Origin of the sequence: Pedobacter sp. KLB.chiD (assembly GCF_047040275.1) — a bacterium.
In the GTDB taxonomy this organism is placed as follows: Bacteria; Bacteroidota; Bacteroidia; order Sphingobacteriales; family Sphingobacteriaceae; genus Pedobacter.
In genome coordinates this window covers 3,593,205-3,605,623 of the sequence record NZ_CP178207.1, presented here as the reverse complement: position 1 = coordinate 3,605,623, position 12,419 = coordinate 3,593,205, and the positions used below count along the sequence as shown (strand labels likewise).

Here is a 12,419-nt window from a genome sequence, read left to right as displayed (position 1 = left end):
GTAAGATGTGAATAAGTAAAATGGATGATGGGTTAAATAGGTAAGGGGTGTAATGTAAAATGGGTGATGTTGAGTTACTCCATTTACCATCTTACCTGATCCATCTTTCCATACCTACAAAGGTATATTTCCATGCTTCTTTCTCGGGTTGTTTACCACCTTATTTTCCAACATTTTGAACGATTTGATCAACTTCATACGGGTTTGAGCTGGCTCAATCACCTCATCAACAAAACCACGTTCGGCAGCGCGGTAAGGGTTGGCAAAAATATCTGAGTATAATTTCTCTTTTTCCAGCCATTTTTCTTCGGGGTTGTCTGCTGCGGTAATTTCCCGTTTAAAAATAATTTCTGCGGCACCTTTGGCACCCATCACAGCAATTTCGGCACTTGGCCAGGCATAATTCATATCTGCACCAATGTGCTTGCTGTTCATCACATCATAGGCACCGCCATAAGCTTTTCTGGTAATTACGGTAATGCGTGGTACAGTAGCCTCACTAAAGGCATATAACAACTTGGCACCATTGGTAATGATGCCGTTCCACTCTTGATCTGTGCCTGGTAAAAAACCAGGGACATCTTCAAACACCAGCAATGGAATGTTAAAGCAATCGCAAAAGCGGACAAAACGTGCGGCTTTAGCTGAAGAATTACTATCTAAAACGCCTGCCAGGTAAGCTGGCTGATTGGCTACGATACCGATGCTTCTGCCTGCAAGACGGGCAAAACCCACCACAATATTTTCTGCGTAAGCGGCATGTATTTCTAAAAAGCTATCGGTATCGGCTACGCTGGCAATCACTTCACGGATATCGTAAGGCTGCGAAGCGTTTTCTGGCATGATAGCGTTGAGTTGTGGTCGGCTTTCATCAGCCGCTTCGTAAGGTAAATGATCGGCTATTTCCTCACAATTTTGTGGCATATAGCTCAATAATTTTTTCACATGGTTAATGGCCTCAATTTCATTGGCACAGGCAAAATGTGTTACACCCGATTTGGTAGCATGTGTACCGGCACCTCCCAGCTCCTCAGAAGTTACTTCTTCGTGTGTTACTGTTTTAACTACGTTCGGACCGGTTACAAACATATAAGAAGTATTTTCTACCATTAAAATAAAATCAGTAATGGCGGGCGAATAAACGGCTCCTCCGGCGCATGGCCCCATTATAGCTGATAACTGCGGAATTACACCCGAAGCCTGTACATTTTTATAAAAGATATCGGCATAACCGCCCAATGAAACAACACCTTCCTGGATACGTGCACCGCCACTATCGTTTAGGCCGATAAGCGGAGCCCCATTTTTCATGGCCATATCCATCAGTTTGCAGATTTTCTCTGCATGGGTTTCAGAAAGTGAACCGCCAAATACAGTAAAATCCTGAGAGAATACATAAGTTAATCTACAATTAATTGTTCCATAACCTGTTACCACGCCATCGCCCAGATATTTTTCGCGTTCCATGCCAAAGTCTGTACTTCGGTGGGTAACCATCATGCCGATTTCTTCGAAGCTTCCTTCATCCATTAAAAAATGAATGCGCTCCCGAGCGGTAAGTTTACCTTTTTTATGCTGATTATCGATCCGGTCCTGTCCGCCACCCAGGTTTGCCTGGTTTATTTTATCTTTAAGTAATGCTATTTTTTTGTCCATTGCTGAGGCTATGAGATTTTAAAATTAAAAATTACAAGCGGTAATGCAAGGGGGTGGGGTGTTATTTTATCTCGGTCCGACATATGAGTTTGAGTAAGGCAGATGGGGGCTCGAAACCTGTGAAATACTGTCCGTTCATTTCCTTCAAATAAAAACCTTAATATTTAGAAAACGGATGGTTCTTCACTTTTGGCCATTTCCGTCCCGCTTTTTGGTACGCGTTCCGGTGAAGGACTGGAAGCTCTTCCCGGCAATCGGGTTTATTTAACCCGGGTCAGTGCTTGGAAAACAAACCTTTGTTAATAAACCCGAAAGGAGCGGATAGCCCGGAATGGAGAGTAACGAAATGAGGACTATAAGCGAATGGCGGGACTACAGCACCTATGAAATGCTAACTTTCATTTCCAAAAAACGAAATGATTAATAATTATCAGGAAATGTGGGGTTCTGCACCTTTGGCCATTTCCGTCCCGCTTTTTGGTACGCGTTCCGGTGAAGGACTGGAAGCTCTTCCCGGCAATCGGGTTTATTTAACCCGGGTCAGTGCTTGGAAAACAAACCTTTGTTAATAAACCTGACAGGAGCGGATAGCCCGGAATGGAGAGTAACGAAATGAGGACTATAAGCGAATGGCGGGGCTACAGTACCTATGAAATACTAACTTTCATTTCCAGAAAACAAAAATGATTAATAATTATTAGAAATGCGGGGTTCTGCACTTTTGGCAAATCCCGTCCCGCTTTTGCTACGAGTTCCGGTGAAGGACCGGAAGCTCTTCCCGGCAATCGGGTTTATTTTACCTAAGCCTGTGCTAGCAACCCAGATCTGTCATCACCCAATTAAAATCTTGCAAACAAACCCTTGTTAATAAACCTGACAGGAGCGGATAGCCCGGAATGGAGAGCAACGAAATGAGGACTATAAGCGAATGGCGGGACTACAGCACCTATGAAATGCTAGCTTTCATTTCCAGAAAACAGAAATGATTAATAATTATCAGGAAATGCGGGGTTCTGCACTTTTGGCCATTTCCGTCCCGCTTTTGGTACGCGTTCCGGTGAAGGACCGGAAGCTCTTCCCGACAATCGGGTTTACTTTACCTAAGCCTGTGCTAGCAACCCAGGTCTGTCATCACCCAATTAAAATTCTTACGAACAAACCTTTGTTAATAAACGCGACAGGAGCGGTATCCTCTTTGGTTTCGATTGATTTTGAATTTACAGCGAATTTTGCAAAAAAGATTAAGCGCCCGCCTGCAATACCGGCATGGATGGGCAGGACTGAACTAACCAATAATAACAGAACCTGCCGTTTCCAAAATTTATAAAGCACCCTGTTTTTGCCTGAAGAATACCTGTGTTTTACCTAAATTACATTTTTTTTACAGCTCAATGCATTGAAAAACCAATAATCCGTTTACTTTTGTAAGGATAGGAATTAAAACAGCATTAGAATTTTAAATGTTTTTAAGGAAATACAAGTATTTAATCGTTGCTACCTTTATGGTCATCTTCATGGCGAAGATGGGCATTTCTGGTGCACCCGTGTTTTATACCAGTATCGACAAGGAAATCATGAATGCTGTCATCATGCAAATCGAGTTAGAGCATGAAGGCGGTAAAGATACCGCCAAAGACACTGCAAAATTTACTGATTTCAAACTCATTGAGCTGAACTATCCCATTCTTTCTTATGAGTTCTCTTCCAGCCATTTCTTTTTGAAGAGCAGTTTTATAGAACACTTCAAAAGATATGTAGATCCATATCACCCTACTGTTCCGACACCTCCGCCCAACGTTATCTAGTCGTTATTTATTTGGGGTAAAAATTACCTGCTCAATTGTATCAAGCGTTATTGCTATGTTCATTTTATGCAGTACGTAGATGCTTGGTGTCCAAATTTTTAATCCCCTACGATTTTATTCGTTAAAATTTACTAGATCATGATATCGTTATGCAAAAATTTAACCCGGCCGTTTCAGGTACGGATGTAAAGAAATATTTTCTTAAAAAAAATCTCAGTAAAGATTTACCTTCGAGCATCGTGGTGTTCCTGGTGGCCTTACCACTATGTTTAGGTATTGCCCTGGCTTCTGGCGCACCACTATTCGCCGGTTTAATTACGGGAATTATAGGTGGAATTGTGGTTGCCTCTTTCAGCGGCTCACAATTAAGTGTTAGTGGTCCGGCCGCAGGTTTAACGGTTATTGTGTTAGGTGCAATAACCTCTTTGGGAAGCTACCCTACGTTTTTACTTGCTGTTGTACTGGCAGGGGTATTCCAGTTGATTTTAGGTCTGGTTAAAGCCGGAACCATTGGCAATTACTTTCCTTCGAGTGTAATTGAAGGAATGCTTGCGGCGATCGGACTGATATTAATCTTAAAACAATTACCGCATGCGTTAGGCGTTGATACCGATTTTACCGGTGATGAGGGTTTCTTTCAGCAGGATCATGAAAATACTTTTTCTGCAATTACTGCAGCAATAAGCCATTTTAGTCTGGCTGCGGTGGTGATTAGTTTATTATCGATAGCTATCCTGATTTTGTGGCCAAAGTTTCCAAAATTGGCGGTTGTACCCGCACCACTGGTGGTGGTTACTCTAGGTATTTTGGGAACTCTTGTTTTTGCCGGAACCGATTATCCGTTTCGGGCTGATCAGATGGTGAAAATCCCGGTAGTGAATGGCTTTGGTGAATTTTTAGGATTATTTACAATGCCTGATTTTTCTCAGCTAGCCAATAAAAACGTGTACATAGTTGCCATCACCATTGCGGTTGTAGCGAGCTTAGAAACTTTGCTCAGTATCGAAGCGGTGGATAAAATCGATCCGATTAAGCGTGTAACACCAACAAACAGGGAGCTGATTGCACAAGGGATAGGAAATATGGCCAGCGGCATGGTTGGCGGCTTACCTATGACATCTGTAATTGTGCGGAGTTCGGCCAATGTAAACGCTGGTGCCAGAACAAAAATGTCGGCCATTTTTCATGGCATTTGGTTGTTACTGTCGCTCTTGTTTATTCCCGGACTCATTAACATGATTCCCTTATCATGTTTAGCTGCGATTCTTTTGGTAACCGGATACAGGCTAACGCGGATCAGTCTTTTTAAACATATGTACCACAAAGGATGGGACCAGTTTGTGCCATTTGTGGTTACCGTATTGGCGGTATTGTTTACCGATCTGTTAAAAGGTGTAGCCATTGGGATGTTGGTCTCGATTTTTTATTTATTGCGGACCAATATGCGTAACCCTTTCTTTTACAGGATTACAAACGAAGGTGACAAAAAGAATATCAGAATTAAACTGGCAGAAGAAGTTTCTTTTTTAAATAAAGCAGCGATACAGGTAGTTTTAACGAATATCCCAAAAGAAACAAATGTAATTATTGATGGTTCGAATGCCAGGTATATTGATCCTGATGTATTGGAAACCATTTACAATTATAAACATAACGCCTATACAAAAGGTATTATCGTAACCTTGGAGAACATCCAAAAACATTATACAGTACCAAAATTAAATATTAAAGTAGAAGAAGAAATTAATAAATTATAGTTATGTGCGCAAAAACAATAGAAACTAAAGATATTACTTACGAGACCTTGTTACAAGGCAATAAAGATTGGGTTAAAGATACGATTGACAGTGATCCTGAATTTTTCGATAAATTGTCGGCAGGTCAAAGCCCACCCGTGTTATGGATCGGTTGTTCTGATAGCCGTGTGCCTGCAAACCAGATTACCAATACTAAACCGGGTGATATTTTTGTACACCGGAATATTGCCAATGTAGTTGTGCATACAGACATGAATTTACTTTCTGTACTCGATTATTCTATTAATGTATTAAAAGTTAAACACGTTATTGTTTGCGGCCATTACGGTTGTGGTGGTGTAAAAGCTGCACTGGGCAACAAACAGGTTGGAATTATTGATAACTGGTTGAGGAATATCCGCGATGTATATCGTACCCATGAACGCGAAATGGCAACAATCAAGGATCCTGATCAGCGCTTTGACCGTTTAGTGGAATTAAATGCTATCGAAGGAGCTGCAAATGTAGTTAACACATCAATTGTACAGAGTGCCTGGGCCAATGGACAGGAACTGGCAGTACATGCGTGGGTTTATAGTTTAAAAACTGGGATTATTAAAGACCTGAAAGTAACCTGTACCTGTGTTGATGATGTTGCTCCTGCATTCCAGGTAGAATAAATGCACTATTATTAGCCATTTTTTTAGTTGTTAGTAAAAGCCTGGATTTTCTTCCGGGCTTTTTTGCTTTTGGCATGTTTCCCATTTCAGCCCCCATTGCTTTGGCATACTATAATTTTAGATTGCTGATTTAAAAGATTTGGCTAAAAAATGTTCTCCATGTTGTGGTACGGATTTAAATTCTTAACGATATTAAGATCCGGAAATCTATATCAGTGTTTGGTAATAGTGTATATCAGTACCCCTAATAATATTGTACCGCACGTAAAAGTGATTAAGCCAACAATATAAGCACCCAAGGCTTTAAGATAATTGATATATTTATTCTTTTCGAAAAACTGGCCTACGGCCCATGAAAAGTAAATGATAAACAGCATGGTTGAATATTGCATAAGGTGATGGTGGGTGAGTCCTTCAATTGCTGCAAAAATTGCGAATATAAGCATACCCATTCCCTGAAGAAAGCACAAAAGAATCAGTAATTCGAAAAAATTATAGGCATATTTTCTGAAAAAAAGTTTCAGCCATAAAGCCAAAAATACGCCTAAGATGATATTGGCATAACCATAGTGGCTCCGAACCCATTCATTAATCGGATTTATAACTGCAGTTTTGGTTTGATCAAAATTAAAGTAACCTTCTTCAATATGGAAAAAATGATTAATCAGCGTGTAAATCAGTGAGGTTACGACTAAAAATACAACTGGTTTTACCAGTCTGCTTCTATCATTAGATATAAAATTATGAATGGTTCGCCCCGGTCTGACCAATAACTCTTTAATGGTATAAAATATTCCCTTTTCTAAATGCAGAACGTGTTCTATTTCATGCTGGATATAATGCCAGTCAATTCTTTTAAGTTTGGCCGGTTCGCCACATCTGGTACAGTAATTTTCAGGTATATCCTGGTTGCAGCTGATGCAGGTTGCTGTCATCATCATTTAATTTTGATTACGTAACTTAATTTCCTTATTAATGTCAATAAGGCTTTTAATAGCCGGTAAGAATGTGATGGGTATAGCAGTGAGAATGGCTATAAATGGAATAGCTGATTTCGTTTTAAATATGAACAGGTATATTACACAAGCCATTAAAAATAGCCAAATAGTTGCACCTGCAACAATGATAGCTTTTAGTTTTGCTTTTTTTCTGGTTAATTCAGAGAAATCTTGCTTAAATAGTTTTTCTGCGGCCATACTGATTTGTTCTATAGAACAAAATTCAGAAATGTAATCTGATTGGACATTACACTTTAGTGTAATTTTACTAATTTAGTAGTCAATGAAAGCTGATCAGCATAGCGGGTTACTTACCAAAAACAAAATAGACAACATCACTTCTCAAGATATACTCCGGTTGGATAATTATCTGGAGGCGATCAGTGCTTTTGAAAAATTAACCTATCAGAGCGTGTATGTGATCGATTATGCTGAAATGAAATTCGAGTATGTATCCAGTAATCCACTTTTTCTATGTGGCCATACAGTAGCTGAAGTGATGGCTTTAGGTTACGGCTTTTACCTGAATAACGTGCCCGAGAAAGATCTGCATTTGCTGGACCTGATTAACGAAACCGGATTTAATTTTTTTGAAAAACTTCCCCTTAACGAGAAAAAGTTGTACAGTATTACTTATGATTTTCATTTGCTGAACAAAGGTGGGAAAACGAGCTTGATTAACCATAAGCTTACTCCGCTTTTCCTTAATGCAGAAGGGAAGATGTGGAAAGCCATTTGCGTGGTATCCATATCATCGAATAAAACGGCCGGCAATGCCACTATTCATAAACAGGGTTCCGATCAGATCTGGGCGCTTGATGTAGACAAACAGGTTTGGAACAAGCAACTGAAACCGAAGCTTAATGATCGCGAAATCGAAGTTTTACGTTTGTATGCGCAAGGTTTAACCATTAACCAAATCGCCGAAAAAATATTTGTATCTCCAGATACCATAAAGTACTATAGGCGAAAAATATTTGAAAATTTTGGCGTTGGCAATATCGTAGAAGCACTTTCTTATGCGGTAAACAATAAGGTAATTTAGTTGCCCGAAAAGATAATGCCATCAAGGCGGCTGTTCCTGTAAAAAACAAAACCCCCGGACTTTTCCGGAGGTTCTGATATCATTTTTTCCAATGTATTAATCTTCTGCCAAAAATGGGTAACGGTAATCAGTTGGAGGATTAAAAGTTTCTTTGATGGTACGTGGAGAAACCCAACGCAATAAATTAATCATTGCCCCGGCTTTATCATTGGTGCCTGATCCTCTTGCGCCACCAAATGGTTGTTGCCCAACTACAGCACCTGTACATTTGTCGTTAATGTAAAAATTACCAGCAGAGTTGCGCAAAGCATAACTGGCCTTTTCTATAGCATACCTATCCTGTGATAAAATAGCGCCCGTTAAGGCGTAAGGTGAAGTGGTGTCGATTATTTCCAAAATCTGGTCAAATTCCTGGTCTTCGTATACATAAACAGATAATACCGGACCAAAAAGTTCTTCACACATGGTGGTATATTTCGGATCGTCAACCACTAAAACGGTAGGTTCTATGAAATAACCTTTGCTCTTATCATAGTTGCCACCGGCAATAACTTCCACACCTTTGTCTTTTTTTGCCTGATCGATATATTTAGCCAATTTATCGAAAGAACGCTCATCAATAACGGCATTGATAAAGTTACCGAAATCTTCGGTTCCACCCATTTTAAATGAGGCTAAATCTCTTAGCATCAATTCTTTAATTTCAGGCCACAGGCTTTTTGGGATATAAGTACGGCTGGCTGCTGAACATTTTTGTCCCTGGTATTCGAAAGCACCCCTAACAATTGCCGTAACCGAAGCCGCAACATCTGCACTTGGGTGAACCAGGATAAAATCTTTACCGCCAGTTTCTCCAACAATGCGTGGATATGATTTGTATTTATGGATGTTTGTTCCGATCGTTTTCCAGATTTCCTGAAAAACTTTTGTTGAGCCTGTAAAGTGAATCCCCGCAAAATCAGCATGGTTAAAAACTACATCGCCAACTTCAGGTCCATCTGCAAAAATAAGATTGATTACCCCGTCAGGTAAACCTGCTTCGCGGAAAACCTGCATAATTACATTGGCCGCATAAACTTGCGTATCTGCTGGTTTCCATACCACAACATTACCCATCATGGCTACACAAGCTGGTAAATTACCTGCAATTGCCGTAAAGTTGAAAGGTGTTAAGGCAAATATAAATCCTTCTAAAGGGCGTTGTTCTGTTCTGTTCCACATGCCATTTGGCGATACCGGCGGCTGTTGACCATAAATATCCTGCATATAACTTACGTTAAAACGCAGGAAATCTACCAGTTCGCAGGCTGCATCAATTTCAGCCTGGTAAGCATTTTTACTTTGCCCAAGCATGGTTGCCGCATTAATTTGATACCGGTATTTTGTAGCAAACAAATCAGCAGCTTTCATAAAAATAGCCGCCCTGTGTTCCCAGGCTAAAGCTTCCCAACCTGTCTTGGCAGCCAGAGCAGCGTCTATGGCTTCTTTTACATGGCCTTTATCACCATAACTAAAGGTAGCCAATACATGTTGATGATCGTGTGGAGCTACAACTTTCTTTTTATTTTTAGTATGTACCTCTTTTCCGCCAATAAACATCGGAATATCCAATTGTTTAGCACGCGCCTCGGCAATAGCCTCTTTTAAAAGTGAACGCTCTTTTGTGCCTGGCGCATAGCTGTTAATGGGCTCGTTAACCGGGGTAGGTACGTTAAAAAATCCTTTAAGCATATTTTATTTTTTATGATTTGGGCAAAGATAATGCTTTTTAGGGTAGGCCATTCCATTATTCTGTAAAGAAAACAGCATAAACTTGCTATTGTATAAAGGAATGGTAATACAAGTTAATTATAGGTTTATTGTGGTTAAAATTTAACTGTTTTAGTGGGATTGGTTTGTGGCGTCCGGTTATTACCAACTCACAGTGATTCTGCCCGTTCTTAACCAACTGTTGACTGCCTTAATGTAATAATGGTCACCTGTAATCTGGATTTATTGTTCGCAAAAGTTTTCAAGATCCCAGCCTGTGTGAGGATGACGATGGGGCGGGTGATCAGGAGGAAAAAAAGAATTTATTAATACACCAAAGCCAAATATCTTCCGTGATGGCTTACACAAGCTGGTTGGGTGCGTTTATAATCATCCGGATGATCTGGTAATTCGTAAATGGCTACTTTAATGGCTTTCAGTTTATCATAAACAGGAGTCGCTATGGTATGTATAAATGCTGTTTGCACATTACTTTTGGTAAAATAGGTGTAGCTGCTGATATTTACTTCACCATAAGTATCTGCATAGACCGTACAGCTTAAACTTTTAGGCGCAAAATTCCTTATACCCGTTTCACGGTTGTGAATTTTATAGGCCGATTCTTTCATGCTCCATAACAGCCATACCATTTCATCAGGATGATTTGCAGATGTAATCAATAACTGTTCTTCATCAGTAAAAATTTTATTGAGGTAATTTTTACGTCGCCAGTTGCTTTGGATTTTTGCCAGATCCAGGTCAACAATGTCGTTACCCAGCATGCGCTTCCAGTTTTTGAGCTATAATTTCGGCCGTAGCTTTTACGGTAAGCATTTTAGCCATTGAATCGTTGTCTATTTCGATGTTGAATTTCTCTTCAACATCCAGCACGATATCAACCAAATTGGCTGAGTTTATTTTTAAATCTTTTATAAAATCGGTGTTTTCGTCGATATGAGCCAATGCCGCTGCATCTTCACTGTAGGGTTCGATAATTGTTTTCAGTGCTTCGATAATCTTTTCTTTATTCATGGGAATACTTTTTAAAAATAATACAGGCGTTAATGTCGCCAAAACCAAAACTGGCTTTTGCTAAAATATTAATGGGTTGATGAATTACAGTTTGTGGAATGCATTTCGCATCAATTAAAGCTGTAATCTCCGGGCTTAAGTCTTCGCAATTGATACTGGGAAATATGAAACCCTCCGAAAGTTCAAGCCCTGAGGCTACACATTCTATGCTCCCGGATGCTGCGATACAATGACCAATCATGCCTTTTAAAGAATTGATGTATGGAAAATCATCATCGGGTAACTGTAAGGCTAATTTCCAGTTTTCTATTTCCAGTGCATCTTTGGTCGTGGCGGTAAGGTGGCCGTTAATCACATCAATTTCATGTGCTTCAATCCCCGAATTTTTTAATGCCGCCTGGATACATCGTTGTACTGCTATAGGGTTTGGTGCAGTCATAGAGCCTAAACCCCGTTGACCGCCCGAGTTGACATGGCCTCCGCACACTTCTGCGTAAATTTTAGCTTTCCTGGCCAATGCACTTTCAAGCGATTCCAATACTAAAGCACCTGCGCCACTTCCGGGTACGAAACCACTTGCGGTGGCACTCATTGGGCGGCTACCCTTTTCCGGTGCGTGATTATGTTTAAATGTGCAAACTTTCATCGCATCAAAACCACCCCAGATGTAAGGACCACTATCGCTTGTACTTCCTGTCAACATTCTGGTTGCCTGGCCTGTTTTAATCCTTTCGTATGCCAGCAGTATACTTTCTGCTCCGGTTGCGCAAGCAGATGAATTGGTGCTGATCTGGTTGCCTAAGCCTAGTTTCCCGCTGATAAAAGCGCTTACGCCACTGGCCATGGTTTGGATTACAACTGAACTGCCCAGTTTTTTAATTTCGAGTGCATCTATTTTGTTAATGGCCCATCTAAATTTGTCTATTCCAGACGTGCCGGTTCCGAAAATGGTACCACTATCCCAGTCGGGTTCATTATTATTTTCTATCATTAAACCTGCATCCTGCCAGGCATCCAAACCGGCAATAACGCCATAAATAATTCCTGTGCTGTTTAAGTTTCGTAATTCAAGCGGTGTAAAATATTGGCTGATCCGTTCTTCGCTAAGCAGCGGCTTACCAGCTATCTGGCAAGAGAAGTTTAAAGCTTCCAGATCGGGCTGGTGGCTGATACCTGAAATTCCCTTTTTTATGGCATCAGAAAATTCATTAATGGTAATACCATTTGGGGCGCATACGCCCAAACCCGTAATTACTACTCTGTTACCCATTTTCTTTAAAAATTAACATCCCAGAAATATTGCCTTTGCAAACCAACTCTCCGGCTGCATTTTCCATTTTTACCTTGCAGTTGAGTTTATTAAATCTGAAATACACTTTTTCACTCGTAACTGTTACCTGCTCTCCCGGTGCAACTGGTTTTAAAAAATCGATCGCATTTGAAGTCATGGCCATGGATATATTTTGATCAGTTTCAATGTCTTTAAGCAGGTAAATTCCCAGGCAAACCAATCCAATCTGCGCCATAGTCTCTGTAAGGATTACTGCCGGAGTAATGGGATGATTTTTAAAATGTCCCTCATAAAAGGGTAATTCTTTAGCATAAGTATAAGTACCTTTTGCTCCATTTTCATCAACATGCAACAACTCATCAACAAAAAGAAAAGATTTACCATAAGGCAATTGATCTAATATGTCTTTTGTGGTCATTCGCAGCTG

Annotated in this window: 12 protein-coding genes; 4 read left to right on the top strand and 8 right to left on the bottom strand. The window is 40.2% G+C overall.

Annotated elements, in window-relative coordinates:
* Nucleotides 1-114: 114 nt before the first annotated feature.
* Nucleotides 115-1,656 carry an acyl-CoA carboxylase subunit beta gene (locus ACK1I8_RS14700; RefSeq protein ID WP_412466111.1) on the bottom strand — a complete coding sequence of 514 codons (1,542 nt, stop codon included), beginning with the start codon at nt 1,654-1,656 and terminating at the stop codon, nt 115-117.
* A gap of 1,460 nt (nt 1,657-3,116) precedes the next feature.
* Between ACK1I8_RS14700 and ACK1I8_RS14695 the strand changes: the two genes are divergently transcribed.
* From ACK1I8_RS14695 to can, 3 genes are all read left to right on the top strand, one after another.
* Complete coding sequence (locus tag ACK1I8_RS14695; RefSeq protein ID WP_412466110.1) at nt 3,117-3,461, top strand: hypothetical protein; 345 nt, start codon at nt 3,117-3,119, stop codon at nt 3,459-3,461.
* A 149-nt stretch (nt 3,462-3,610) separates the two neighbouring features.
* On the top strand, nt 3,611-5,218 hold the full coding sequence (locus ACK1I8_RS14690; protein WP_412466109.1) for a SulP family inorganic anion transporter: 1,608 nt from the start codon (nt 3,611-3,613) through the stop codon (nt 5,216-5,218).
* Between the two features lie 2 nt (nt 5,219-5,220).
* Entirely contained in the window at nt 5,221-5,877 is a 657-nt protein-coding gene (can, locus tag ACK1I8_RS14685) for a carbonate dehydratase (protein WP_412466108.1), read from the top strand.
* 212 nt (nt 5,878-6,089) lie between these two features.
* Here can and ACK1I8_RS14680 read toward each other — a convergent pair whose 3' ends face one another.
* Both ACK1I8_RS14680 and ACK1I8_RS14675 read right to left on the bottom strand, forming a co-directional pair.
* Nucleotides 6,090-6,818, bottom strand: coding sequence for a DUF3667 domain-containing protein (locus ACK1I8_RS14680; RefSeq protein WP_412466107.1), 729 nt, complete (start codon nt 6,816-6,818; stop codon nt 6,090-6,092).
* Complete coding sequence (locus tag ACK1I8_RS14675; protein ID WP_412466106.1) at nt 6,819-7,073, bottom strand: hypothetical protein; 255 nt, start codon at nt 7,071-7,073, stop codon at nt 6,819-6,821. It lies immediately after the preceding gene.
* An 85-nt stretch (nt 7,074-7,158) separates the two neighbouring features.
* Here ACK1I8_RS14675 and ACK1I8_RS14670 point away from each other — a divergent pair, with 85 nt between their 5' ends.
* Nucleotides 7,159-7,920 (top strand): response regulator transcription factor, encoded by a 762-nt coding sequence (locus ACK1I8_RS14670; protein WP_412466105.1) that lies wholly within the window; start codon nt 7,159-7,161, stop codon nt 7,918-7,920.
* Nucleotides 7,921-8,016: 96 nt separating this feature from the next.
* Here ACK1I8_RS14670 and pruA read toward each other — a convergent pair whose 3' ends face one another.
* The 5 genes from pruA to ACK1I8_RS14645 all read right to left on the bottom strand — a co-directional run bounded on the left by pruA (nt 8,017) and on the right by ACK1I8_RS14645 (nt 12,410).
* Nucleotides 8,017-9,651, bottom strand: a complete 1,635-nt coding sequence (gene pruA, locus ACK1I8_RS14665) for an L-glutamate gamma-semialdehyde dehydrogenase (RefSeq protein ID WP_412466104.1) — start codon at nt 9,649-9,651, stop codon at nt 8,017-8,019.
* Between the two features lie 344 nt (nt 9,652-9,995).
* Nucleotides 9,996-10,451 (bottom strand): 4'-phosphopantetheinyl transferase superfamily protein, encoded by a 456-nt coding sequence (locus tag ACK1I8_RS14660; RefSeq protein ID WP_412466103.1) that lies wholly within the window; start codon nt 10,449-10,451, stop codon nt 9,996-9,998.
* Complete coding sequence (locus ACK1I8_RS14655; RefSeq protein ID WP_412466102.1) at nt 10,441-10,701, bottom strand: acyl carrier protein; 261 nt, start codon at nt 10,699-10,701, stop codon at nt 10,441-10,443. The genes ACK1I8_RS14660 and ACK1I8_RS14655 overlap by 11 nt, the downstream gene beginning before the upstream one ends.
* Nucleotides 10,694-11,971: a beta-ketoacyl-[acyl-carrier-protein] synthase family protein gene (locus ACK1I8_RS14650; protein WP_412466101.1), complete on the bottom strand. Its 1,278-nt coding sequence runs from the start codon at nt 11,969-11,971 to the stop codon at nt 10,694-10,696. The genes ACK1I8_RS14655 and ACK1I8_RS14650 overlap by 8 nt, the downstream gene beginning before the upstream one ends.
* A complete protein-coding gene (locus ACK1I8_RS14645; protein WP_412466100.1) occupies nt 11,964-12,410 on the bottom strand; it encodes a 3-hydroxyacyl-ACP dehydratase FabZ family protein in 447 nt (148 codons plus the stop codon). The genes ACK1I8_RS14650 and ACK1I8_RS14645 overlap by 8 nt, the downstream gene beginning before the upstream one ends.
* Between the last annotated feature and the right edge of the window lie 9 nt (nt 12,411-12,419).

Excerpts from the sequence above, each read along its gene's own strand:
- ACK1I8_RS14645 (WP_412466100.1), bottom strand. The coding sequence starts at position 12,410 with ATGACCACAAAAGACATATTAGATCAATTGCCTTATGGTAAATCTTTT.
- ACK1I8_RS14655 (WP_412466102.1), bottom strand. The coding sequence starts at position 10,701 with ATGAATAAAGAAAAGATTATCGAAGCACTGAAAACAATTATCGAACCC.
- ACK1I8_RS14670 (WP_412466105.1), top strand. The coding sequence starts at position 7,159 with ATGAAAGCTGATCAGCATAGCGGGTTACTTACCAAAAACAAAATAGAC.
- ACK1I8_RS14695 (WP_412466110.1), top strand. The coding sequence starts at position 3,117 with ATGTTTTTAAGGAAATACAAGTATTTAATCGTTGCTACCTTTATGGTC.
- ACK1I8_RS14680 (WP_412466107.1), bottom strand. The coding sequence starts at position 6,818 with ATGATGATGACAGCAACCTGCATCAGCTGCAACCAGGATATACCTGAA.
- ACK1I8_RS14650 (WP_412466101.1), bottom strand. The coding sequence starts at position 11,971 with ATGGGTAACAGAGTAGTAATTACGGGTTTGGGCGTATGCGCCCCAAAT.
- ACK1I8_RS14675 (WP_412466106.1), bottom strand. The coding sequence starts at position 7,073 with ATGGCCGCAGAAAAACTATTTAAGCAAGATTTCTCTGAATTAACCAGA.
- pruA (WP_412466104.1), bottom strand. The coding sequence starts at position 9,651 with ATGCTTAAAGGATTTTTTAACGTACCTACCCCGGTTAACGAGCCCATT.
- can (WP_412466108.1), top strand. The coding sequence starts at position 5,221 with ATGTGCGCAAAAACAATAGAAACTAAAGATATTACTTACGAGACCTTG.
- ACK1I8_RS14690 (WP_412466109.1), top strand. The coding sequence starts at position 3,611 with ATGCAAAAATTTAACCCGGCCGTTTCAGGTACGGATGTAAAGAAATAT.
- ACK1I8_RS14660 (WP_412466103.1), bottom strand. The coding sequence starts at position 10,451 with ATGCTGGGTAACGACATTGTTGACCTGGATCTGGCAAAAATCCAAAGC.
- ACK1I8_RS14700 (WP_412466111.1), bottom strand. The coding sequence starts at position 1,656 with ATGGACAAAAAAATAGCATTACTTAAAGATAAAATAAACCAGGCAAAC.